Source organism: Shewanella colwelliana, from assembly GCF_001735525.1.
GTDB classification, from domain to species: Bacteria; Pseudomonadota; Gammaproteobacteria; order Enterobacterales; family Shewanellaceae; genus Shewanella; species Shewanella colwelliana.
Map to the genome: position 1 here is coordinate 212,366 of NZ_MCBT01000001.1, position 23,892 is coordinate 236,257.

General features: G+C 45.8%; 21 protein-coding genes. 10 read left to right on the plus strand and 11 right to left on the minus strand.

The window, feature by feature from the left end; genetic code table 11:
• Positions 1 to 241: 241 nt before the first annotated feature.
• The gene (locus BEL05_RS00940) at positions 242 to 700 is read right to left on the minus strand and encodes a free L-methionine (R)-S-oxide reductase MsrC (RefSeq protein WP_069669996.1); all 459 of its coding nucleotides are present in this window, start codon (positions 698 to 700) and stop codon (positions 242 to 244) included.
• A gap of 38 nt (positions 701 to 738) precedes the next feature.
• Positions 739 to 954, minus strand: coding sequence for a YebG family protein (locus tag BEL05_RS00945; protein WP_439332360.1), 216 nt, complete (start codon positions 952 to 954; stop codon positions 739 to 741).
• A 292-nt stretch (positions 955 to 1,246) separates the two neighbouring features.
• Here BEL05_RS00945 and BEL05_RS00950 point away from each other — a divergent pair, with 292 nt between their 5' ends.
• The 4 genes from BEL05_RS00950 to BEL05_RS00965 all read left to right on the plus strand — a co-directional run bounded on the left by BEL05_RS00950 (position 1,247) and on the right by BEL05_RS00965 (position 6,247).
• The gene (locus tag BEL05_RS00950; RefSeq protein WP_028764931.1) at positions 1,247 to 1,876 is read left to right on the plus strand and encodes a paraquat-inducible protein A; all 630 of its coding nucleotides are present in this window, start codon (positions 1,247 to 1,249) and stop codon (positions 1,874 to 1,876) included.
• The gene (locus tag BEL05_RS00955) at positions 1,866 to 2,498 is read left to right on the plus strand and encodes a paraquat-inducible protein A (protein WP_069669998.1); all 633 of its coding nucleotides are present in this window, start codon (positions 1,866 to 1,868) and stop codon (positions 2,496 to 2,498) included. Before BEL05_RS00950 ends, BEL05_RS00955 begins: the two co-directional genes overlap by 11 nt.
• A complete protein-coding gene (locus BEL05_RS00960) occupies positions 2,485 to 5,109 on the plus strand; it encodes an MlaD family protein (RefSeq protein WP_069669999.1) in 2,625 nt (874 codons plus the stop codon). The genes BEL05_RS00955 and BEL05_RS00960 overlap by 14 nt, the downstream gene beginning before the upstream one ends.
• A 118-nt stretch (positions 5,110 to 5,227) precedes the next feature.
• A complete protein-coding gene (locus BEL05_RS00965) occupies positions 5,228 to 6,247 on the plus strand; it encodes a GGDEF domain-containing protein (protein ID WP_028764928.1) in 1,020 nt (339 codons plus the stop codon).
• Here BEL05_RS00965 and BEL05_RS00970 read toward each other — a convergent pair.
• Genes BEL05_RS00970 through pdsO form a run of 3 tightly spaced genes read right to left on the minus strand, consistent with a single transcriptional unit; the run spans position 6,218 to position 9,920 of the window.
• Complete coding sequence (locus tag BEL05_RS00970) at positions 6,218 to 6,874, minus strand: class GN sortase (RefSeq protein WP_069670000.1); 657 nt, start codon at positions 6,872 to 6,874, stop codon at positions 6,218 to 6,220. The genes BEL05_RS00965 and BEL05_RS00970 overlap by 30 nt on opposite strands.
• A complete protein-coding gene (locus BEL05_RS00975) occupies positions 6,874 to 9,147 on the minus strand; it encodes a marine proteobacterial sortase target protein (protein ID WP_069670001.1) in 2,274 nt (757 codons plus the stop codon). The genes BEL05_RS00970 and BEL05_RS00975 overlap by 1 nt, the downstream gene beginning before the upstream one ends.
• Before the next feature lie 26 nt (positions 9,148 to 9,173).
• Positions 9,174 to 9,920 carry a sortase-associated OmpA-like protein PdsO gene (gene pdsO, locus BEL05_RS00980; RefSeq protein ID WP_069670002.1) on the minus strand — a complete coding sequence of 249 codons (747 nt, stop codon included), beginning with the start codon at positions 9,918 to 9,920 and terminating at the stop codon, positions 9,174 to 9,176.
• A 225-nt stretch (positions 9,921 to 10,145) separates the two neighbouring features.
• Between pdsO and pdsR the strand changes: the two genes are divergently transcribed.
• The 3 genes from pdsR (at position 10,146) to BEL05_RS00995 (ending at position 14,300) form a co-directional block, all read left to right on the plus strand.
• Entirely contained in the window at positions 10,146 to 10,838 is a 693-nt protein-coding gene (gene pdsR, locus BEL05_RS00985) for a proteobacterial dedicated sortase system response regulator (protein WP_028764925.1), read from the plus strand.
• A gap of 3 nt (positions 10,839 to 10,841) precedes the next feature.
• Positions 10,842 to 13,016, plus strand: a complete 2,175-nt coding sequence (pdsS, locus tag BEL05_RS00990; RefSeq protein ID WP_028764924.1) for a proteobacterial dedicated sortase system histidine kinase — start codon at positions 10,842 to 10,844, stop codon at positions 13,014 to 13,016.
• Between the two features lie 105 nt (positions 13,017 to 13,121).
• The gene (locus tag BEL05_RS00995; RefSeq protein WP_028764923.1) at positions 13,122 to 14,300 is read left to right on the plus strand and encodes a cystathionine beta-lyase; all 1,179 of its coding nucleotides are present in this window, start codon (positions 13,122 to 13,124) and stop codon (positions 14,298 to 14,300) included.
• Positions 14,301 to 14,344: 44 nt separating this feature from the next.
• Here BEL05_RS00995 and BEL05_RS01000 read toward each other — a convergent pair whose 3' ends face one another.
• The 3 genes from BEL05_RS01000 to yegD form a co-directional block, all read right to left on the minus strand.
• Positions 14,345 to 15,454 (minus strand): PilT/PilU family type 4a pilus ATPase, encoded by a 1,110-nt coding sequence (locus tag BEL05_RS01000; protein WP_028764922.1) that lies wholly within the window; start codon positions 15,452 to 15,454, stop codon positions 14,345 to 14,347.
• 132 nt (positions 15,455 to 15,586) lie between these two features.
• On the minus strand, positions 15,587 to 16,063 hold the full coding sequence (locus tag BEL05_RS01005) for a CreA family protein (RefSeq protein ID WP_069670003.1): 477 nt from the start codon (positions 16,061 to 16,063) through the stop codon (positions 15,587 to 15,589).
• Positions 16,064 to 16,080: 17 nt separating this feature from the next.
• Positions 16,081 to 17,445: a molecular chaperone gene (gene yegD, locus BEL05_RS01010; RefSeq protein WP_069670004.1), complete on the minus strand. Its 1,365-nt coding sequence runs from the start codon at positions 17,443 to 17,445 to the stop codon at positions 16,081 to 16,083.
• A gap of 195 nt (positions 17,446 to 17,640) precedes the next feature.
• Here yegD and BEL05_RS01015 point away from each other — a divergent pair, with 195 nt between their 5' ends.
• Positions 17,641 to 19,035, plus strand: a complete 1,395-nt coding sequence (locus BEL05_RS01015) for an NfeD family protein (protein WP_069670005.1) — start codon at positions 17,641 to 17,643, stop codon at positions 19,033 to 19,035.
• Positions 19,016 to 19,813, plus strand: coding sequence for a slipin family protein (locus tag BEL05_RS01020; protein WP_069670006.1), 798 nt, complete (start codon positions 19,016 to 19,018; stop codon positions 19,811 to 19,813). Before BEL05_RS01015 ends, BEL05_RS01020 begins: the two co-directional genes overlap by 20 nt.
• Before the next feature lie 70 nt (positions 19,814 to 19,883).
• Here the strand turns inward: BEL05_RS01020 and rluF are convergent, their stop codons facing one another.
• Together rluF and trhO are read right to left on the minus strand one after the other, a co-directional pair.
• Positions 19,884 to 20,807, minus strand: coding sequence for a 23S rRNA pseudouridine(2604) synthase RluF (gene rluF, locus BEL05_RS01025; RefSeq protein ID WP_028764917.1), 924 nt, complete (start codon positions 20,805 to 20,807; stop codon positions 19,884 to 19,886).
• 399 nt (positions 20,808 to 21,206) lie between these two features.
• Positions 21,207 to 22,193 carry an oxygen-dependent tRNA uridine(34) hydroxylase TrhO gene (trhO, locus tag BEL05_RS01030; RefSeq protein WP_069670007.1) on the minus strand — a complete coding sequence of 329 codons (987 nt, stop codon included), beginning with the start codon at positions 22,191 to 22,193 and terminating at the stop codon, positions 21,207 to 21,209.
• A 221-nt stretch (positions 22,194 to 22,414) separates the two neighbouring features.
• Between trhO and BEL05_RS01035 the strand changes: the two genes are divergently transcribed.
• On the plus strand, positions 22,415 to 23,116 hold the full coding sequence (locus BEL05_RS01035) for a glutathione S-transferase (RefSeq protein ID WP_069670008.1): 702 nt from the start codon (positions 22,415 to 22,417) through the stop codon (positions 23,114 to 23,116).
• Positions 23,117 to 23,170: 54 nt separating this feature from the next.
• Here BEL05_RS01035 and BEL05_RS01040 read toward each other — a convergent pair whose 3' ends face one another.
• Positions 23,171 to 23,782 carry a LysE family translocator gene (locus tag BEL05_RS01040; protein ID WP_069670009.1) on the minus strand — a complete coding sequence of 204 codons (612 nt, stop codon included), beginning with the start codon at positions 23,780 to 23,782 and terminating at the stop codon, positions 23,171 to 23,173.
• Between the last annotated feature and the right edge of the window lie 110 nt (positions 23,783 to 23,892).

Here is a 23,892-nt window from a genome sequence, read left to right on the forward strand (position 1 = left end):
GTTGTCGTAGCGGGTGCGTCGTTCATATTTGTTAGACTCAGTCAAAAACACGCCCAAAAAATTGGGTAAATCGATGTCTTCACTGCACAATCCAACATACCTTATCAATTACATTTAACAAACGCCAAGTATTCATTTCAACTAATGAAATGTAACTAGGCATTTTTATGTTCGTCGAACAGCCTATTATAAGCGTGCCAGAGACGATTGCGACCACCAATTACGCAAAATTGGTGGTAGTTTAATCAAATAAAGCCTTTTCGAAGCTTTTTACGCTTAACTCAAGACCGATTTGATCCGCTTCATCGAATCTTGATAACGATGGGCTATCAATATCTAATACACCGATAACCGCTCCGTCACGATGAATTGGTATCACAATTTCTGAGTTGCTAGCCGAATCACAGGCGATATGCCCTGCAAATTGATGCACATCGGCGACACGTAACGTTTTATCCATTTGGGCAGCCGTGCCGCATACGCCTTTTCCCATAGGTATGCGTGTACAGGCAACTTTACCTTGGAAAGGACCAAGAATGAGTTGTTCACCCTCGGTTAGGTAAAACCCCGCCCAATTAATGTCATCTAAGTGTTCATTAATAAGCGCAGAAAAGTTCGCCATCGCCGCAATAAGATTATCTTCGCCGTTAAATAACGCCTCAACCTGACGAGCAAGCGTGGTGTAACATGGAGATGTCATACAATTTTCCTAACAATTATTCTTTAGCTTCAGCTTTTTTAGCCGTTTTTTTTCGCTGGCAAAGGTTTAGCCGCTGCGCCACCTTTTAACAGTGACATCAGTTGGTCCTTATTTTCGGCCATATAAAAACACATTTTTTCTGTTGTCGCTTCGTCTAGCCCTAAATTCGATGACTCAAAAAAAGGTAGCAGATTGTCCGCGATATCGAGCATCTTATCGTAGGCATCAGCCTCCTTCTTAGATGTGAATGTCATCTTCTCAACCCCTTCTCTGACTACGACAAATTTTGTTATAACTGCCATGCCTGCCCTCACACTGTTTATTTATACAGTTGTAGAATCTCACAAACATAAGTTCTTATGCAAGTGTTCAAAATAATCTGATAGAATCTTTTGCTATACGTTAATCAAGTTCAATCAATACTATAAGTAACATTAAGTGGTGTAACTACCTATAGTAATAGGTTGTAAGCGCATTTAAGATGGCCTATATCAATAAAGCCTCTGATTCAAACAACCTAACGATAGGAAAAAAGCCATAATCATTATGGATAAAGATGAGTTAGACAAGAGTATCGTACTTTGCCGTGCTTGCGATTTGGCAGTGAGAAAACGAGCGCTACCAACTGGCGTGAGGGCACTATGCCCGCGATGCCATACCAATCTTTATGATACCCCTTACTGCTCTATCAATGGCATGCTTGCGCTGTGTTTAACCGCTCTGTTTCTCTACTTTCCAGCCAACTTTTATCCGGTATTGGAGCTGCATTTTCTTGGCAGTGTGCGTACAACAACGATAATTGAAGGCGCGATGTCTGTTGCGGATCAAGGCTATTGGATTGTCGGGATAGCTGTACTCACCGCAGCGGTCATTGCACCGGGCTTGCTAATAGCGTCGGTCCTGGCGCAAATTTTGATTGTTAAATATCAACTTAACAATCCTTTTTTTAGAGATATCTACAAGCGCCTACTAAGGTACCATGGGTTATTGTCACAACTGACAATGCTCGAAATTTATATGATCAGCATCTTCGTTTCCGTGTTTCAATTATCAGATTACACAGATCTGTATTTCGGTATAGGTACGTTTTGCTTCTCAGTGCTATTTGTCATGGTGATATTTTTACAACGCGAATATGATATCGAACATATGTGGAGCGTGCTCGATGAACAGTAAAAAAGCCGCTGTTCAAGGTCAATCATTGGGCTTAACCTGTTGCCAGACTTGCCAAAACCTTTGCCCTAGCACTGATGAGTGCTGCAACCGTTGTGGCCAGCGTATTGCTGCACGGGATGTCACCAGTCTACAAAAAAGTTGGGCATTATTAATTACCGCTGCCATTTTATTGTTCCCAGCAAACCTTTACCCTATCACTATCATGACCAGTCAGGGACAGGTACGCAGAGACACAATATTCAGCGGTATTAATCATCTCATTCAGTTAGATCTATTGCCTATTGCGATTATTTTATTTACTGCCAGTATCCTTGTGCCTATGTTAAAAATCGTTGGCCTTGGGATCTACTTAACGGCGATTAGTTACGAGCTACCAATCTCTAAGAAAAAACTGATGGCAGGCTTCCACATTATTGAATGGATAGGCAGATGGTCTATGTTAGATCTATTTGTTATCTCCATCACCGCTGCGCTGGTCAACATGGGGCAGTTACTCGATGCAAAACCAGCTCCTGCGGCAACAGCCTTTGCGTTGGTGATTTTGTTGACACAACTGGCAGCAAAAGTATTAGACACGCGTTTACTCTGGGACCGATTGGAATCGAAAGATGACAGAAATTGAAACACCTAAAGTCGTAAAGAAAAAGCTTTTTTCTCCTATTTGGCTATTACCCATCATCGCCCTAGCGCTGGGTGCATGGTTAGGCATTAAGAGCATTAGGGAGTCAGGCGTCGAAGTGCAAATTCACTTTCCCAGTGCAACGGGGATAGATGTCGGCAAAACCTTAGTACGCTATCAAGGGTTAACTGTGGGTAAGGTGGTGGATATTAGCATCGACGATGACCTTCAAGGTGTCTATGTCGATCTACTGATGGATTATCGCTCCACCCCTTTTCTCAGAGACGAAACCAAATTTTGGCTAGTGACTCCCAAAGCATCGATCACTGGTGTCGAAGGACTCGATGCACTGTTTTCAGGTAATTACATTGCTATCCAACCGGGAGACGGCGATTACAACAGCGAATTTATTGCAGAAACCCAAGCCCCGCCCGTAGCCCCTGGCGCAGACGGTTTGATGATAACCTTGACCAGTCCAAGTCTTGGGTCACTCGATGTCGGTTCACAAATATTTTATCGACAGATCCCAGTGGGTAAAATTGTCAGCTACCAACTGGTCGATGATGAGCGAATTGTCTTCAATGCCTACGTACAGAAACAGTACGCGCATCTAGTTAAAACGAGTTCTCATTTTTGGAATGTTTCTGGACTGTCAGTCGATGCTTCTTTATCTGGCATATCAGTAAAAAGCGAAAGTTTATCGGCCATTCTTGCTGGCGGAGTCAGCTTTTCATCTAATAGTGAAGATGATAGAGCCATCACTAATCAGCAGTTTACTCTTTATGATAATGAGGATACTGCACTCGGTGGAACTCAATTTACTCTACTAGCAAAAGATGCCGACACCATTCAAACGGGTGCCACTATCGTTTTTCGCGGATTAGTAATTGGCCGAGTAGATAAAAGCGTTTTAGTTGAAAATGGTGTCCAGTTTCACGCCACTATCGATAGCGAATACGCCCATTTAATCGGCGCTAATTCTCAATTTTGGCCTAGCGGCGCCGATATCTCTTTATCAGGTATCAAGCATGCAGCTCGCTTACTAACAGGCAGCGTGTTGAGTTTTAGCCCCGGCACTGGTGAGCCACTAGCCCAATATACCTTACAAGAACAACCACCAAAGCTTGATATTGAACCGCTGGTACTGACATTGACCGCAGAAGAAAACCCTGGTGTCAAAACGGGTGCACAAGTTCGTTTTAAGCAGCTACCAATTGGTCAAGTAACGCAGGTTAATTTCAACCATGACTTTAGCGGCGTTAATTATCAAATTGAGATCTGGTCTGAATATCAAGCATTGGTGACACAAGGCAGCTATTTCACTCCTGAATCGGCGCTTGCCATTGAAGCGTCTCTTGATGGGGTGTCGGTTAACACCCGCGATCTAGATACCCTAACCATAGGTGCTATTAGCCTTGTTCAAGGAAACAGTAATAAACAAAGCCCTTTGACCAAGCCACTACACCTGTTTGCATCAGCGGACAAAGCTAAGCAGTATTTCAATAGTATTGAACAACTTAACATCACACTGGCAAGTGCAGATGGCGCAGGCTTAGCGGCCAAATCACCTATCTATTTCAAAAAAATGCGTATTGGCGAAGTTAAAAAGGTCACTTGGCAATCTAACAGTGAAGATTTCGCCATCACCTTGGCGATTGAGAAAGAGTTTAAGCAACTTATTAGAGAAAATACGGTATTTTGGCGTAACAGCGCCATGTCGATAGATGCCAGTTTAAGCGGTGTAAAAGTTGACGTCGCACCACTAGACGGTGCCATAAAAGGCAGTGTTTCCCTAGGTTTATTAGAAAATGGTCAAATGGGTAACCAACATCACTTATATGGATCAGAGGCATTAGCCTTAGCAACAGCTGTCCCCATAAGACTCACCTTTTCAGCAACCACCAAACTAAGTGCCAACGCGCCTATTCGTTATTTAGGCCATCAAGTTGGTCAAGTTGAGTCGGTTTCACTCAATGCCGATCTCAGCAGTGTTGATGTCAACGCTTACCTTTATGGTAACTATGCTGACAAATTTGTGGCTACGGATGCCCAATATTTCTTAGTTGATGCGCAAATTTCACTATCTGGCATCACCGCGGCAGAAACACTGCTCACCGGTCCATACGTATCAGTCTTACCAGGGCAAAGCGCTGAGAGCGTCAATCACTTTAGTGGATTGATGCAAGCGCCTGCAGCCCTCCCTGGCGATGATCTGGTCGTCACTTTAAAGGATAACAGCCTTGGTTCTGTCAAAGTTGGTACCCCAATCATATTTAGAGGGTTAAAAATTGGCGAGGTTAAGCACTATCGATTAGCTGACGATGGAACCGGAGTGATCATGGCTGCTCATATCTCAGACAAGTATCAACATCTAATCAATACATCGAGCCAATTCTGGGACCTCTCGGGCATAAAAGTTGATATTGGGCTATTTTCTGGCGCTCAAATAGATACAGGTTCCTTAGAAACCATTTTAGCTGGCGGTATAGGTGTTGCGACAGAGCAGGTTTCATCTACCGAGAATCAACTATCTCGCAACAACGCGTTTGTACTGCATTATAAACCAGAACCCGCTTGGCTAACCTGGGCCCCGGCCCAAACTAAATCCAACTAAATTTGGTTAAGGCGACACGACATAGCTATTCTTATAAGTAGTCGTGTCAGCTAGCGAATAGGCAGCACAACACTGCGCCTTTTCGCTCACTTTAACGCTAGGCAAGGAAATGAGCGATATGTCAAAAGATTTAATGCGCCAAGCCGCCATTAATCTCAAAAAAGCGGTACCTTTGATGCTCAAACATCAAATCCCAACGACACCAACCAACTACGCATTGTGGTACGCCTATGTGGGAGAACAAGACCCACAATTGAATGAGAAAATGGATGGTATCGTCGCCCAGTACAGCACTTGCCCTCCCGTGAACGCCCACCTGCTCTATCGGGACCATATTAGCGATCCGGTAGAAGTCGATGTTATCGACATGCGCCAAAACCTCGAAGCGATGACGGTAGAGTTAGCGCAGTCACTTAAAGACACCAATCACGACGCGACTCGGTTTCAGAAACGAGTCGATAACAACTTCAATAAACTCAACAAGATCGAAGAGGAAGGTGTCAGTCTTGAAAAAGTCTTGGGCTTAGTACGTAACTTAGTTAAAGAATCAGATGAAATTCGTCTCAGTACTGAATATTTCACAGGGCAATTACAAAAAGCACAAGATGAAATAGAAACACTACGCGCTGAGCTAAAGCGATCTGAAAAAGATGTTTATCACGATGCATTAACAGGGGTATTCAACCGCCGAGCATTTGATCAGGATATAGATGGTATGCTCGCCCAAGCGCCCGAAGGATGCTGTCTCATTCTTATTGATATTGATCATTTTAAGAAGTTTAACGACACCTATGGCCACCAGTTGGGCGATAGCGTACTGAAAGCGGTGGCAAAGCGTCTCAACGAATCTTGCAGAGACGGCACAAAAATCTATCGTTATGGGGGGGAAGAGTTTGCCATTCTTATCCCCAACAGCCACAAACGCAAAGCTCGCCACCTGGCCGATGCGATGCGTCGTTCACTTGAAAAAGTCACCCTAAAAGATCGCCGTAAAGACCAACGTATCGATAATATTACCGCCTCTTTTGGTGTTAGCGAATGGCAAACTGGCGATAGCGCGGTGACGTTGATTGAGCGATCTGACGCATTCCTCTATGAAGCTAAACGCCTAGGCCGAAATAGAGTCATGCCTATCTAGTTTTACCAATGACTCCGCGGGCAATGAAGCGGAGTCGATTGGTAACGCTATCACCACAAATCGCAGCTTGCTTCGCTCTGACAGCTCCTCAAAGGGGTAGCAGGTAATAAGCGTTAGTTGCAACCCATCGGCAGCAAACAGCAGCTGTGTATCGTGCTCTTCAACAATATGCGTGTTGCTTACTCGATAAAGGCGCTCAGCCCCGCCGCTATCTTGTAACTTGATTAGTTGGCCAACGGTAACCCCTTTTAGGCGGGCAAAATGGGTGTCTCTATGGCCCGCAATAATTGTATTGCCCCAACGATTCACCTCACTATTCCCTAAGATTGCCGCAGGGCCAAATGCTAGGTTGCGCCCCGAAGCGCCCGCCAAAACAAAGAGTTCCCCCCCTTGTTGGGCAGCAGATTGATGGACAAAACTTAGCTTAGCGACAGGAAATGTATCCGCCCAACTCCAGGGCTTATGGGCCAGATTATCGACCAATGTTCGCTGCCAGGCTTGTTCGATCAGATACTGAGCAAAATGCGCTTTGGCCTGCATATATCCTCCTTTAATCATCAGTAACGATGCGATAACCACGCCCACGATGACGTAACGTCGTCGCACAACACTTAACCCAGTTGCCATCAGCGGGTCACTTCCATACTCAATTTAAAATGATTAATGAGATAACGTCTTACGCACGAGGTATAACTCAACCAATACACTAAAAGTAACAACATCATTAACCCACCAATGGCCAAATATAAACGACTACCCGAACCAGTTTTAGGCCATTTAGCCTGCGTCGCCACGGGTAACATCGCACTAGCGCTGGCGTTACTCACCGTTTCACTCGATGGCCGGCTCGGCGTCTTATCCACCGCGACCAAGCTGGTATAGGGACTCACTAAATGGTAAGCCAAAGCAACTTGCGTCACTTGCCGTTTAACCAATTCGTGATTGCTACTGTTTTGGCTCAGCAATAGCGCTGCGATTTTCTTTCGTGCCCAAACGAGATCCATGCCAGCCGCTTGACTAGTTCGTGTTATCGCTACACGGCGCTGCCAAAATTGCCCATCAAGTTCACCCGACACAAGCAGCTCATCACTGCGAAATTGATGCTGTTTTGCTCGCAACCTTACCGCAACTAAAATGGGTTCATTAGCATACAGATCGCCAATATTCACTGGCCAATAGTCAGGGATTGAGCCATCACTGAGCGCTATTTCAACATTGCTGATCACAGGGTTTTCAATCTTTTCAAGTAATAGCCCGATCTCGTTACCTACTTCTGATAAGTTGCCAATGTAGGTATAGGTGCCACGACCGACTTGGGCCGCACGCTCCATAAAGTAACCATTTGGCGCAGCACCGATACCAATGGTGAATAGTCGACTGCGACCAATATGCTGAGCAATCAGATTAAACAAGCCTTGTTCATTGGTCACTGCACCGTCAGTGATAAACACCACCTGCCTTAAAGCGCTATTGCCACGCTCTTCAGTGTCATTTTTTGATGCGAGTGCAGTCGCTAAAGCTGGTGCCATCTCTGTACCACCGTCAGCGGTAAGTGCATTCACAAATTGATGGGCCAAGCCCAGGTTAACAGCCGTCGCTGCTAACGGTGTTGGCGACAGCACACTAACACTGGAATCAAAGGCGATTATATTAAAACTATCTACGTGACTTAAACCCGCCAAGGCATGCCGGAGTGCACTTTTAGCTTGTAATATTGATTCCCCGTTCATGGAGCCTGACGTGTCGATGACTAAAATTAACTCTCTGGCCATCTTATGACGCGACTCATCCTGTGGCGGCATCAACATCACCAAACCGTAATCACTGATCGCCTCATTCGTTGCTTTGGCCGTATCACTGCGACCCGCTAGTAGAGATGCTGATAGTTCATGGGTTGATTCGGGATAATGAGTCTTTCCAGATTGGCTAAATGCAAGCGCTGTGGGTTCATCATTAAGTGCAGGCTGCCAGCGCAGCACAAAGTCACGTTCGCGGTTAACCACCTTAGTTAAACGCAAACCAACTGAAGAATCGTGCTGTTCACTACGCGACATCTGATGATATGGAGTAGTAACAGCTAAAAGTGGCATGCCAGCATCCAAATTAACCTTAATATTGACCTTGCCGCTGCTTTGCGAGCCCCCATCTTGATTGTCATGATTAAGGTTGTCGTGACTATCGGCTAAGTGTTGAGACAATACGCCCATCTCCAAGCCATCACTTATCGCACTTTGTGGTAACGTCACGGCAGACACCTTGGCGCTGAGCGGCGAATATCTAGGGGTGATTGCCATGGGAAAGCGCAAACTAAACTCCCCTTGGCGATAACGCACAATTTGCTGATAACTGATTTCAACCACAACTCGCTCACCAGGTGCTAAATTGGCCACTTGTGAGGTAAAGATATTAGGCCGCTGCTGGGTGAGTAGACTCGCCTTTTTCCCCACAGCTTTGGCTTGTTCAAACTGCTTCTTAGCCGCGCCTTTGGTTTTCACCTCTCCCACTATCACGCGTGTGCCGATAGTCAATGTCATCGCATCGACCGCAGCATCCTGCGGCAACGGAAACTGATAGGTGCCATTGAGCCACTGATCACTGTGATTGACGAATACTTGTTTCACGTCAACCCGATTTAACCAGCCTGAGATCTGCATCTCAACATCGGTATTGATAGGCAAGCCTATTTGGGACGATTTCAACGGACTACCGTCTACTGGTGTATAGCTTAAATAGCCCATCCCCAAAGGCTCATCATCTGGCGTAGCCCAAACCGGTGCGGTTAATAGCATGCTTGCTGCCACCAGCAACAAATGGCTGAGCCCTCTAATATTGTCAAAAAAAGCCCCCCTTGGGGGGCAAAGGTTGGTTATGTTAAAGCGGTTAATCCACTTGATATCCATATAAACACTCCGCCCATCCATCATTATTAGTTTGCTGCGATAGCCGTTTCACTAGGCAAAAGTTGGATCATCACTCGACGGTCGAAAAAATCATTCTCAAAGCTCTGCTCATCTTTAACGGGTGCCGTTGCGCCATAAGCCTTTGCAGCAAGACGCGAGGCGTCAACGCCCTGCTTAACTAAATAACTGCGTACCTCGGCAACGCGTTGCTCCGACAAGGCTTGGTTATAGGTAGATTCACCTCGTCTGTCTGCATATCCGGTTAGGTCTAAAGTCAGCTCAGGAGACATAGACATCACATCAGCAATCTCATTTAACTGACTAATAAAATGGGGCTCAATTTCCGATGAGCCTGTTTTAAATTGTACATTAAGACCCAGTGCAAGCTCTTCGATACGTACTCCTTGACGTTGTTTAAGGCGCTCAAGTTCCACTTTTGCGTTGGCATATTGCTCACTGACACTTTGTAAGCGTTGCTGCTCACTATTGAGCTGCGCGATTTGATTTTCCTTTTGAGCAATGTCTGCCTGCTGCGCTTTAATCTCACTGTCATCAGCAACCGATTTACCTATAATGCCACCAGTAAACGCACCAATAATGGCACCAACGGGACCGGCAACCACGGCACCCAGCACAATGCCGGAGCCCACACCAATGAGTGCTTCTTGATCTGAACGTTCAGTTGACGTTACTGCAACATCTGTTGCGCTATAGGCCATTGAACTACTAAGAAGAGTGCTAGTAATAAGGGCTGCAATAATCTGCTTTTTCATGTTGTTTTCCTCGATATGACAAATAACTGTTTTAGTTAAGAACCCTGAGGTTCGTTTCAATGAGGTTATTTAAACCCAATGAAGTGGCGCAGACAGGGAACAAAAAAGGCAGTTTGGGTATCAATTGTGGCAACAAAAAGGCAATTACCTTGAGGCTCTTTTTTCCAGCAATAATTGCTGTATAGTCTCAATCAATTAGTCAGTTAAGCAGTGAATGAGATAGGCATGAAACGTATCGCCATCGTTGAAGATGAAGCCGCTATCCGCGAAAATTACAAAGAGGTATTACAGCAGCAAGGCTATAGTGTACAAGCGTATGCCAACCGCCCTAGTGCGATGCAGGCCTTCAATAACCGTTTGCCAGATCTGGCCATCATAGATATTGGCTTAGAACATGAGATAGATGGCGGTTTTACCCTATGTCAATCGCTACGGGCCATGTCCAGTAGCCTGCCAATTATCTTTCTTACTGCCAGAGACAGCGACTTTGATACGGTTTGTGGTCTACGCCTTGGCGCCGATGACTACCTCAGTAAAGACGTTAGCTTCCCCCACTTAATCGCGCGCTTGGCCGCACTGTTTCGCCGCTCCGAACTACAAGGAGCTAGCGATCAACAAGATGATCTGATTGAACATGGTGATCTGACTATCGACGCTAACCGCATCCAGGTCTATTGGAAGCTACAACCCATTGAGTTAACCGTCACTGAGTTTTGGATGGTACACGCCTTAGCTAAGCGTCCAGGCCATGTTCGCAGTCGCCAAGCGTTGATGCAGGACGCTAAAATCTATGTCGATGACAGCACCATAACCTCACATGTAAAACGGATCCGTAAAAAGTTTATTGCCCAAGACTGTGAATTCGATTGTATCGACACCGTCTATGGCATGGGCTACCGTTGGGATAATCAGGGCTAAAGTATGTACCACCCTCCAATAGGCCTACGTCCAAAAGTTGCCATACTCTCGCTATTTCTGTTGTGCTTGCCATGGCTGGGATATCAATATGTATGGGAGATGGAAAAGTATCTGCGTCACGGCCAAGAAAAAACCTTAGAGGGCACCACACAAGCCTTGGCGACCGCCCTGCATGAGCGGCCAAAACTGTTCGACAAACAAGCCAGCTTTCTATCACAGGTGGAGCAAGGCCGTGATCTATACGCCTATCCCCTAGCAAGTCCTATTCAACTCGACGGCAAACTTAACGATTGGGCACCTTACCGCCACAAAAGCATCAATTACGGCTTGGCACATCAAATCTTTAAGGCCGATGAGAATGCGCCACTTAACATCAACTTTACCCATATGGTGGGCAAATATGCTGGTTACCTCTACGGCTATTTTGAAGTCACTGACGCTAATGTGGTCTACCGAGGTAAAAACAGCCTTAGCATCGACAGTAACGATCACTTGGCCATCGCCACCCTAGCGCCCGATGGTAAGTTCAGGCGCTACATTGTGGCCACAACGCAAGATGGTTGGATCAGTGCGTTTGAGCTACCAGAAGATCCCAGTTTAAAAATTCCAGTTGTCCCTGAGGTCAAAATTCAGGGTAAATGGCTAAAAACAGACCGAGGTTACAATATTGAGTTGCGAATCCCCCTAGAGATGGTGGGCAGCAAGTTAGGCTTTGCGATTGTCGATGTTAACGATAAAAAGACTCGCAAAATCGAGGCTATTGTGGGCACATCGGCTACCGATACCGTCGATAATTTAGGCACGGTATTAGTGCCTTCTCCCGAGATTGAAAGCATAGTCAAAGGGATGAGTCATAATAGCTCACGTATTTGGGTGGTCGACAAACATGGTCGAGTGTTAGCGAAATCAGGGGATATTCACACCTCCACTAATGTCTGGGCACAAGCTGCAAAAGAGACGGTAAACAACAGCTACTGGGAGAACTTTAAACAGCAATACTTGCACCCTCTCTATTATCGAATATTGACCACGCCACCAAAAAACTTCGTCGATTCACTGAAAGATTCGACCGTGTTAGAGGGCAGTCACATTCGCAAAGCCTTAGATGGGAAACTGGGGTCAACATGGCGTTTGACCCCTGACGGTAAGGCCGTTGTACTTGCCGCAGCCAGCCCAATCTGGATTGATGACACTGTCATGGGTGTCGTCATTGCCGAAGAGACGACTCATGGCATCAGAACCTTGCGCAATAAGGCATTAGAAAAACTGTTTAACGTGATCTTGACCGTGATGAGTATGGGCACCTTAGCACTATTTTTCTTCGCCTCGAGTATCTCAAGCCGTATCCGCAAACTGCGTGATGAAGCAGAACAAGCCATCGACAGTCAGGGCCGAATTAAACAAGGCATTCATGGCTCAAAAGTGCGTGATGAGATTGGCGATCTATCCCGAAGTTTTGCCAACATTGTCAGTCGGTTAGGACAATACACCCACTACTTGGAAAATATGTCATCTAGGCTATCTCATGAGCTTCGTACGCCTGTAGCCGTGGTAAGGTCGTCGCTGGAGCACCTTAATGCTCAATCTCTGCCAGCCCAACATCAAAAATATGTCGATAGAGCCCAAGAAGGGGTTAGCCGCCTCAATATGATCCTCAACAACATGAGTGAAGCCACTCGACTGGAAGAGGCGTTAACGCATGCAGACAGAGATAGCTTCCCGTTAACTAAGGTCATTTCTGGCTGTATGCAAGGCTATCAGATGACCTACACCAAGCAACAGTTTGAGTTAGTGATCACCGAAGCGCCCCTAGTCATGTCGGGGGTACCTGAATATATCGCACAATTAATGGATAAGTTGATTGCCAACGCGATTGAGTTTAGCCAAGAAAACAGTCCAATTGTGGTGAACTTACAGGCCAAGGGCCGCACAGCACAGCTTAGCGTGAGTAATACGGGTCCCGCCCTGCCTGAGAATATGAGTGAACAGATATTTGAGTCTATGGTCTCGGTCAGGCCTCAGCAGGTGCAAGACAAGCCCCACTTAGGCCTTGGGCTATATATCGCCCGCCTGATCACCGATTTTCATCACGGGGAAATTACTGCCAGTAATATTGTCCAAGATAATCAGGCGACCGGCGTCACGATTGGAATCACCCTGCCATTAAGTGCTGCATAAGTTATCCTGATCGCGTTTAACGGGGTGACAATTACTCACTTTCATTTAGCCATTTAGATGTTAAGATGGCTAAATTAGATATAGATTAGCCATGGAATCGTCACAATGAAAAAAGAGACTCAAATTGTTAGTGTTGGTCGCGATAAAAAGTGGAGCAAAGGGGTAATAAATCCCCCTGTATTTCGTGCATCGACTGTGGTATTCGATACCATGGAAGAGATGCGTTTTGCTATCCAGAATCGTGCCAATGGCGAGATGTTTTATGGCCGCCGTGGAACACCTACCCATTTTGCGTTTCAAGCCGCTATCGCCCAACTCGAAGGTGGTGAAGGCACGGCACTTTATCCATCGGGCTCCGCGGCAATTTCAGGTGCCCTGCTCTCTTTTCTTCAATCTGGCGATCATCTACTTATGGTCGATAGTGCCTATGAGCCAACCCGCGACCTATGCAATAAATTACTAAAAGGTTTTGGTATAGAAACCACCTACTACGACCCTATGATTGGTGAAGGGATCGCAGAACTCATTCGCCCAAATACTAAAGTGTTGTTTTTAGAGTCACCCGGCTCTATCACCATGGAAGTTCAGGATGTACCAACCTTAAGTAAAATCGCCCACCAGCATGGCATCGTTGTGATGCTCGACAACACATGGGCATCTCCAATCAATTCTCGTCCATTTGAGATGGGGGTAGATATCTCCATCCAAGCGGCCACCAAATATATTGTTGGCCACTCTGACGTCATGATGGGCACAGCCACTGCCAACGCAGAACACTGGGAACAACTGCGCGAGCATAGTTACCTCATGGGGCAATGTACGTCTCCAGACGATGTCTATCTTGCCAGCCGTGGTCTGCGCACGCTGGGCGTGCGCATGGCACAACATGAACAAAACGCCTTAAAGGTGGCCAACTGGTTAGCCACTCGTCCAGAAGTTGACCATCTGCGTCACCCCGCCTTTGAATCTTGCCCTGGGCACGAGTTTTTCAAACGCGACTTCAGCGCAGCCAATGGGCTGTTCTCATTTGTACTCAAAGAGGGCAACCTCAAAGCGGTAACCGCATTTGTCGAAAACATGGCGCATTTTAAAATGGGGTTTTCTTGGGGCGGGTATGAGAGCCTAATTCTTGGGGTATTTGGTATCGACAAGCTGCGTACAGCAACTCAGTGGGATAGCAGCAAACCGTTAATCCGTTTGCATATTGGTCTTGAAAACCCCGAGGATTTAATTGCCGATCTCAGCGCAGGGTTTGAACGGTTTAATCAAGTTATCGCTAAATAGTTACCACGGCGCCAAGTTAATTGGCGCCGTCACTCCATGGCAGTTTATTTATCAACATCCACATCATCATAGCGCCCTTCACTCACCGCTTTGCTGTCAAGTAGCCTAATTTGCACCTCGACATTGTGTTGCGAATCCCCATAAGCGATGGCATGCTCTTTCGTAATCCGTCTGGCTTGGTAAAGGGCCAAAACCGCATTATCGAATGTGGTGATCTCTTTTTCTAAATTACGTTCCAACGCATCACGAATTTCGTCTACTTTAGCCTGTTTAATCAGCTCTTTTATAAATGGTGTATCTCGTAAAATTTCCACCGCAGGCCAGCGTTTACCTTCAAGCCCAGGGATCAACCGCTGACATACAATCGCTCTAAGGTTGTGGGACAGATCGATGAGTAGCTGCTTATGTTGCCGCTCAGGAAAAAGATTAATCACTCTATCTAAGGTTTCTATGCTGTTGCTGGCATGGATGGTCGCTAAACAGAGATGCCCCGTTTCCGCGTAGTTAATTGCATTGCGCATGGTTGATTCATCTCTAATCTCACCGATAAGGATCACATCAGGCGCTTCTCGCATGGCACTTTTTAACGCACTATCGAAGCTTTTAGTATCTTCCCCGACCTCCCTTTGGTTAACCACAGATTTTTTATAGGTATGAATAAACTCTATCGGATCTTCAATAGTGAGAATATGTCCATGTTGTTGTGAATTACGGTGATCGATCATCGCAGCCAATGTGCTGGACTTACCCGAGCCTGTGGCACCTGCGACTAAAATTAACCCTCGCTGCAGCATCACCAGCTGCTTTAAATATTCAGGTAGATTAAGACTGTCGAGTTGCGGCGGCTCACTGCGCACCAGCCTTATCACCATAGCGACTTGATTACGTTGACGAAATATACTGACGCGAAAACGCCCGACATTCTCTATGGTGACCCCGATACTAATATCCCACTGTTGCTCGAAGGTGTGCAACTGATGGTCTTTCATTAAGGAGTATGCAAATGACTTAACCTGGGCAGCGCTTAATGCTTGCGCTTCATTTAACGGAGATGAGATGCCTTCAACTTTTATTAACACTGGAGAATCAGGGGTAAAAAACAGATCCGATGCGCCTTGTTCGACCATCAGTAAAAGATAAGATGAGATATGCATCCGTTGCTCCCCTATGACCCAGTGCAGTAACGCCGCACATTGACGGCGCGTCTACACCAAATATAGTTGAACCTCAAACGCTAAGCGATAAGTTAACCAATTGATTAAAGGCAACAAGGGCGTAAAGTGCCACTAAGGTGTTGTCACCACCTCGGCTGATTGCCACGCATTCGTTCCGTACAGGGGCACTGTAGAGATGGCATGTTTATGGCTACCGTTGGTCTCTTTAGTTGAGTAAGATAAATAGATAAGCGTTTGATTCTCTGCATCATAAATACGGCGAACCTTCAGCGCCTTAAACAGAATACTCAATGACTCCTTAAACACCACTTCACCATTTTTACTTCTATCTATACGCGCAATATCAGCCTTATCTATCGGTCCAGTTTGACGACAAGCAATGCCCATATCCGATGGATCAGCAAAATCAAGATTGGCCTCAATACGACTAATATGACAAGTTACCCCTGGTATTTTTGGGTCATCACGGGCATCGATGATCACATCTTTAGTGGTAAACATGCCAAGACTAACTTTGCCAACATCATCACCACATCCAAACAGGCTGATCATTAATCCGATGAATAAGCCTAACTTAGCGTACTTCATTTTTCTCTCCTTGAAAATCAATTAAAAACTCTCTGAGACCAACGAGTTAGACCAGCGGTCACACTACCAAAATGATCACCCACCACGATTTCAATTTCTGGGTAAATGGCAGCAATCTTATTATAAATCGCAGGACTTTTTGCCGTACCGCCAGTAACATAAATAATGTCAGGCAGTTGGCCTGCTTCATCAATGGCTTGAGCCATCAAGGCCTGTATCTGGGCAACAGGCTGAGCAATGGCGTCGATAAACATCTGCGTGCTCACCTCAGCATGAAGTGCAGGACAGATATAATCAAGCGCCATGGATATCTCACCTTGCTCTGACAGCGCAATTTTAGCCGACTCTGCACTGCGCACAATACGGTAACCGAGCTGATCACGTTGCACTTTCAACAATCGATTTAATAGATCGGCACGCTCTGCATCCTTAATCAGCTCTTTAATCATATTACTGCTGCTTAAAGTGGCAAATTCTCGTTGAGCGCTAATGTCATTGACCGCCACCGCATTCCAAAAAGGTTTACTCGGAACAGGTAAGCCGTTAACCATCATAGAGCCTAAACCCAAGTGATGCATAAACGCCTTCATCGACAACGCGATATCCAGATCGTTACCGCCAATACGTTGACCACTGTGCCCCAAAAAGTCCTCACTTCGATCGACTTTATCTATATGTGCTGGACCCATGTTCACCACAGAACAATCTGTAGTACCGCCGCCCACGTCCACCACTAAAACGGTTTTATCACTGTTTAGACTCGCTTCAAAGTCCATGCCGGCCGCCAAAGGCTCAAACAAAAAAGCGACATCTTCAAAACCCGCGCGAGACGCTGCTAAACGCAAAATATCTTCTGCTTGACGATTACTCTCTTCACCACCAATGCCCTGAAAATTCACCGGGCGGCCAATGACCGCATGGGTAATTTGCGCCCCATTGAGTAATCCGTCGGCTAACTGTTTGATGTGCAACATCATCATAGTGACAATATCTTCAAACAGCGCGACCTGATCGACTCGCAAGCCTGTCGCCCCCAGAAATGACTTTGGCGAGCGCACATAAAAGCCCTCTTCTGGCATATCTAAATACGCCTGCACCGCTTGCTCACCAACAAACACGGCTTGCTCATCGGGATCTAGGTCTAGTTCTCTCCTTGCATGACGAGCACGGCTTAACTGCGCTGCACGGAGCTTGCTATACTGGGCTTTTTTATCTTGGCTTAGCTGCTGCAACACCGCTTCACAAATGAGATCGCGATCTAAAGCATATAAGGTTGAAACCAAATAATTTGAATCTTTAGACAAAGGTAACAAACGTACCTGCCCTTGCTCCATGATCCCCACGGCACAATTGGCACTGCCATAATCAAATCCAACAAACATTTCTCGGCTCCACCCAATAAAAAGCCGTGAAAAATAGCACACTGACATTAAAAGACAACTAAAGCGACGCAAATAGGTCAGCGTTTACATTACTTGCCGATAATTACCACAGCCATGCAAGCAAGTCAGCTATAAAACCTCTAATGGGTGCAATATCAACTAAACTTAACCATAAGCGATGTCTGAGGAGCCCTTATGTTTTCCATGTTTACACGCTTATTATTTACTCTTGGCTTGCTCGGTCTAGCCCTATTCTGTTACGGCCAAGTGAGTCCCCAATCTTCAGAAGCAACAAGTCATCAAACCATTACAGTGCTTAGGTTCGAAGGCGCTATCGGCCCCGCAGTGAGTGAATATTTGGTAAATGAAATTGTCCATGCCAATAATCTGAGTCAAACTGAGCAGCCCACCTTAATCCTTATAGTGCTCGACACCCCTGGTGGCCTCGTCAGTAGCTTAAGAGACATCAACCAAACAATCTTGGCCTCACAAATACCCATTGCCTGCTTTGTCGCCCCCACTGGTGCAAGAGCCATGAGCGCAGGGACGTATATTCTTTACGCTTGCCATATTGCAGCCATGGCACCCGCTACAACCTTAGGAGCCGCTACGCCGGTACAGATGGGCAGCCCGTCATCGAGCTCAAAAGAGGACAGCAATGACGATAGCAGCGCCATGGAGCGAAAAGTGCTCAACGATGCCATCGCCTATATTCGATCGATAGCGCAACTTAGAGGCCGAAATCAATCCTGGGCAGAACTTGCCGTAAAAGAGGCTGCTACGCTCACCGCTGCGGAGGCATTAGAACAACAGGTGATAGATCTTGTCGCCGATAATGAAGATCAACTTATCGACAAGCTCAATGGCTGGCCACTCACCCTCGAACGAAACACCCAAAAACTCAATCTCAGCAATGCCATTTTGGTCGAACATCCAAGTGATTGGCGGAATCAACTAATCGCAACAATCACCAACCCAAATATTGCCTATATCTTGATGCTTATTGGCATCTACGGCCTAATACTTGAATTTTACAGCCCAGGCATTGGGCTGGCAGGGATTACTGGCGGGATAGCCCTAATTATTGCCATGTATGCGTTTCAGATGTTGCCGCTTAACTATGCTGGATTGGGCTTGCTACTGCTAGGTATTGTGTTACTTATCGCAGAATCAATGGTTCCCAGCTTTGGCCTATTTGGTCTCGGTGGCGTCGTTGCCTTTTCAATCGGCTCACTTTTTTTACTCGATACTCAGCAGCAGTTTGCCATCTCTTTACCACTCATCGCAGCAGTAACTCTTACCTCGACGCTCTTTTCGCTGTGGGTACTATCCACGCTTTGGAGCAATAGACGTCGGCCTGTAGTTAGCGGTGATGCAGCAATCATAGGTGCTGTAGCAACAGTAGTTGAAGGCTTTGAACAACAAGGCATAGTGCACCTTGCAGGCGAAGAGTGGGCGGCCATTAGCGACACGCCTACTGAAACGAACCAACAGGTTAGAGTGATTGAACGCGATCACCTGACCCTCAAAATCGAACCACTGTTAGTCATGCCTAACGAGGAAGATACTCATGGAAACCCTAGCCTATAACACCAATCTATTTTTTGCTGCCTTGATGTTTTTCATCTTGGTGGTGCTATTTAGTACCTTTAAAATTTTAAGAGAATATGAGCGCGGTGTGGTCTTTATGCTGGGACGATTCTATAAGGTCAAAGGTCCTGGATTAGTGATAGTCATTCCGCTTGTGCAGCAAATGGTTCGTGTCGATTTGCGCACCGTAGTGATGGATGTGCCCACTCAAGATGTTATTAGCCGTGATAACGTATCGGTACGAGTTAACGCTGTGATCTACTTTCGGGTTATTGATGCTCAAAAAGCCATCATTAACGTCGAGGATTACCTGCAAGCGACTTCACAACTGGCTCAAACCACATTGCGATCGGTACTCGGGCAGCATGAGCTCGATGAGATGTTGGCCAACCGCGAAATGCTCAATACCGATATTCGCGCTATCCTCGATAGCCGCACCGACAGTTGGGGAATAAAAGTTTCCAATGTAGAGATTAAACATGTCGATCTCAATGAAACCATGGTTAGGGCTATCGCCAGGCAAGCCGAAGCTGAGCGGACAAGACGTGCTAAGGTTATCCATGCATCCGGTGAGATGGAAGCCTCGGCAAAACTGGTGGAGGCGGCAGAAACCCTCGCTAAAGAGCCCAACGCCATTTTGCTTCGCTACCTACAAACATTGACTGAAATAGCCTCTGAAAAAAATTCGACCATTTTGTTCCCATTACCCATGGATCTGCTTAGTGGTGTTTTAGATAAGGAGCAAAACCCTCAATCCACTCCAGCGAAAAAACCATAAACCACGAGTGTTTGACACAAAAAAGCGCCTTCTCGGCGCTTTTTAATGAGTTATCTTAATGTGTGAATGCTTAACGTCTATGACCACTTTTTGCCGGTCTCGATGGCTTGCCACCGGTGCGCGATGCCGGTTTAGAGCCGCCTCGTCTGGGCGCACTTTTCTTGACATGCTTACTGTTTTTATTACCAGCGGGCTTGCTGCCACTCTTACTACTATGACCACCGCTGCGAGGCTTACTATTTTTACTACTTTTGGTTTTAGGGTTGGCCTCAGAGGAAGACCCTTCAGAGGCTTTCAATAAAACCATTAACTCATCGTCGGTGAGATCGCGCCACTCACCCACAGGTAAACCTTTTAAACTGACATTCATTATTCGCACACGATCTAACTTAGTCACTTCAAAGTTGAAATGTTCACACATACGGCGGATCTGGCGGTTTAACCCCTGGATCAGGGTGATCTTAAAACTCAGTGGCGATACCTTAGTGACCTTGCACTTTTTCGTCACTACACCAAGGATAGGCACACCGCCACTCATCCCAGCAATAAAGTCATCAGTAATGGGTTTGTTCACCGTCACTATGTACTCTTTTTCATGCTTATTACCAGCACGCAAAATTTTATTGACTAAATCACCATTATTAGTCAGAAAAATCAAACCTTGTGAGTCTTTATCCAAGCGACCAATGGGGAAGATTCGTGAGCTGTGGTTAACAAAATCCACAATATTGTCTCGTTCGGTGCCTTCAGTGGTACTAACAATACCCACGGGTTTGTTTAAGGCGATAAAAATAAAATCTTCTGCATCTTTTGGTTCAATCAATTGCCCGTTCACCTTAACAATGTCACCAGCAGAGACCTGATCACCTATGGTTGCACGTTTACCATTAATGAACACATTGCCCTGCTCAACATATCGGTCAGCTTCTCTTCGCGAGCAGATGCCACTTTCACTGATATATTTATTTAAACGGGTTGACGATTGATTGAACATAGGTGTTACTGGCCTTTTTACTGTTATCAAGCCATTATTTTAAAGACGTTTTAGCTTCTTTAATACAACGGCTTAAAAGGTGAATAATCGAGCGGTAATGTCTGCGCGAATTAAAGGCGTAATTAGAACATAGTTGCTTGTTGAAATATACCCACTTTACTGCGCAGGACAATGGCCATAAAAGTAAAAAGCGAGCATTGCTTAATGCAATACCCGCTTTTGTTGCTTACTTTAAAACCGTTAACAGAAGTCTTGCTGACAAACCAAAAAACTAACACCAAAACAGCTAACCACACTCTGCTAACCCTGCCGTAAAAATGAGTTGTCGCCCGATGCAACAAACTGCTAGCAGTAATATGAGTATAGCCTTCTATGGCGTTTTTACCTCTTTTACTCGGCTTATTTTTCAGTCTTGGTATTTTGACTTTGTTTTAACTGTGCTTTTTGCATGCGTCTTTGTTCAATTACGCTATTCACATCGCTGCCGATATGAGATTCGCCACGAGATTTAGCCAACTGAACTTGACGTTCACGCTCTTCAAAACGTGCTCGCTGTTTATCAGAAACCTTATCGATACAGTGTGGACAGCTCACGCCTTTGACATAATGCTCACTGGCTTTATCCGCTTCGGTGATCGGTAAGCGACAAGCATTACATTGATCGTACTCGCCTTTCTCAAGGTGATGATTTACCGATACTCGATTATCGAATACAAAACACTCGCCTTCCCATAAGCTTTCTTCTGGTTTTACCTCTTCAAGGTATTTAAGCACGCCACCTTCCAAGTGGTAAACCTCATCAAACCCTTGCTCTTTTAGGTAAGCGGTCGACTTTTCACAACGAATGCCACCAGTACAGAACATCGCCACTTTTTTGTGCTGATTTGGATCTAGGTTATCTTTGACATAGGCAGGAAATTCACGAAACGTTTGCGTCTTAGGATCAACCGCATGTTTAAAGGTGCCAATACTCACCTCATAATCATTACGCGTATCAATCAGTAACACGTCGGGATCAGAAATCAGTGCATTCCAATCTTGCGGTTTCACATAGGTGCCCACAACTTTACGAGGGTCGATACCCTCAACACCCATGGTCACAATCTCTTTTTTGAGCTTAACCTTAGTCCGATAGAACGGCATCTCATCATCAAACGATAACTTATAGACGATATTGTCCAGCCCAGGCTGGCCATCCAACCACGCAAGTAGTGAGTCGATTGCACTTTGGCCGCCCGCAACGGTGCCATTAATCCCTTCACTGGCAAGCAACAAGGTACCTTTAATCGATAAGGATTCCATCTGCACCAATAACGGCTGCTGGATCTGTTCAAAGTGGGGTAACGCAACAAACTTATATAACGCACAAACGACGACTTGGGACATATTAACCTCTAACTGCTGGCTGAGGCTTAATCCCCAGTGCATGGTGGTGTGCAACAAAAAGTGACTTGCAGCACAAAATTGGCGGCGATTTTACCTAAATCACAGTCAAACAAACAGGGACAAAAAGTAAGGGTATATAGCCAGACAGAATAGAAAGTGGTGATTATGGTTTGCCATCACGGCCAAAGCAGTTAAAAATAGCGGCCAAAAAGGAGAAGTTGATGCCCCACCCCATACTGTACTCATTTAGACGTTGTCCCTACGCTATGCGCGCCAGACTGGGAATATTGCTTGCTCAGCAAACCGTTGCGTTAAGAGAGATAGTGCTTAAACATAAGCCCGACGCGATGCTAGAAGCTAGCCCTAAGGGGACCGTCCCTGTGTTACTGCTTGAAAGTGGTCAGGTCATTGATGAAAGTTTGGCAATCATGCAATGGGCATTGGCATGCAACGACCCCCACGATCTGCAGTTAAGTCAAACACCAACACTACAACAACAAGCCATGGCATTGATCGCGCAAAATGATACTGAATTTAAACCTTGGTTAGATAAGTATAAGTACGCGGATCGCCACCCTGAACATGACGAAAGCTATTATCGCGCTCAAGGTGAGCAATTCATCCAAGTCCTAGAGCGCCAATTGGCACATAGTGGTGCGCTGACAGACCAGACTAAACATCTCTCCCTGATTAACGACCGTCACAGCATCGCGGACTATGCCATATTCCCGTTCATTCGCCAATTTGCTCATGTCGATTTAACCTGGTGGAACTCCGCCCCGTTTCCACTAACACAGCGATGGCTGAGGCAGCATATAGAGAGCCCTTTATTTATTGCTATCATGGACAAATATCCTACATGGCTGGAAAGCGGTAAAAGCCACACCTTTGGTCCCAATATAGCGATTAATGAGTGCCCATGAAGGGGACAATTTTTTATATTGTCCCTTTTTAACACTGCAAATGGCGCGCTATGGCTAGTGAATCATCATAGGTATACACACTAGGAGTAGACCACTCATCAAATAGTTAAATCGCGCCCGTCTTTTCGGTGAACTAAGCTTATGACGAATGCCAGCACCTAGAAATACCCACGTAAATGAGGCTGGAAATCCGACCATATTAAACACCATCATCCCTGCAACAGCGCTCAACCAATAAGCATCACCGGCAAGTGTAAACGCACTACATAGGGTAACAGTGGCCATCCAAGACTTAGGGTTTATCCACTGAAATAGCGCCGCCTCTGATAAAGTCATCGGCTTAGCATCTTGAGCACGGATCTCATCACTTGTAGGCAAGCGAGCAATTTTCAGGGCTAGATAAAGCAGATAGATAAGCGACAGATATTTAAGTCCAGTGTGGAACTGTGGCCACTGCTGAAACAGCGCACCAAGTCCCAACAGCATAGCTAGGTGTAAACTACTTGAACCAATACGGATCCCTACCACATGAGGCACAGTTTTTTTGACACCATAATTAGCACCTGATGTGGCCAGTAACACATTGTTTGGTCCTGGCGTCATTGTCATGGTGGCACAAAACAGTGCTGCCGACGTCATTAAAGCCATTAATGATTCATCTATCATAATTAGTCATGCCTCCACACTACCCAGCAAAATCGTACGCATACAATTATTGACACAAAGTCGATTCCAGCTCATATTAGCTTGATAATTATTTGGTTCAATGGATTTAT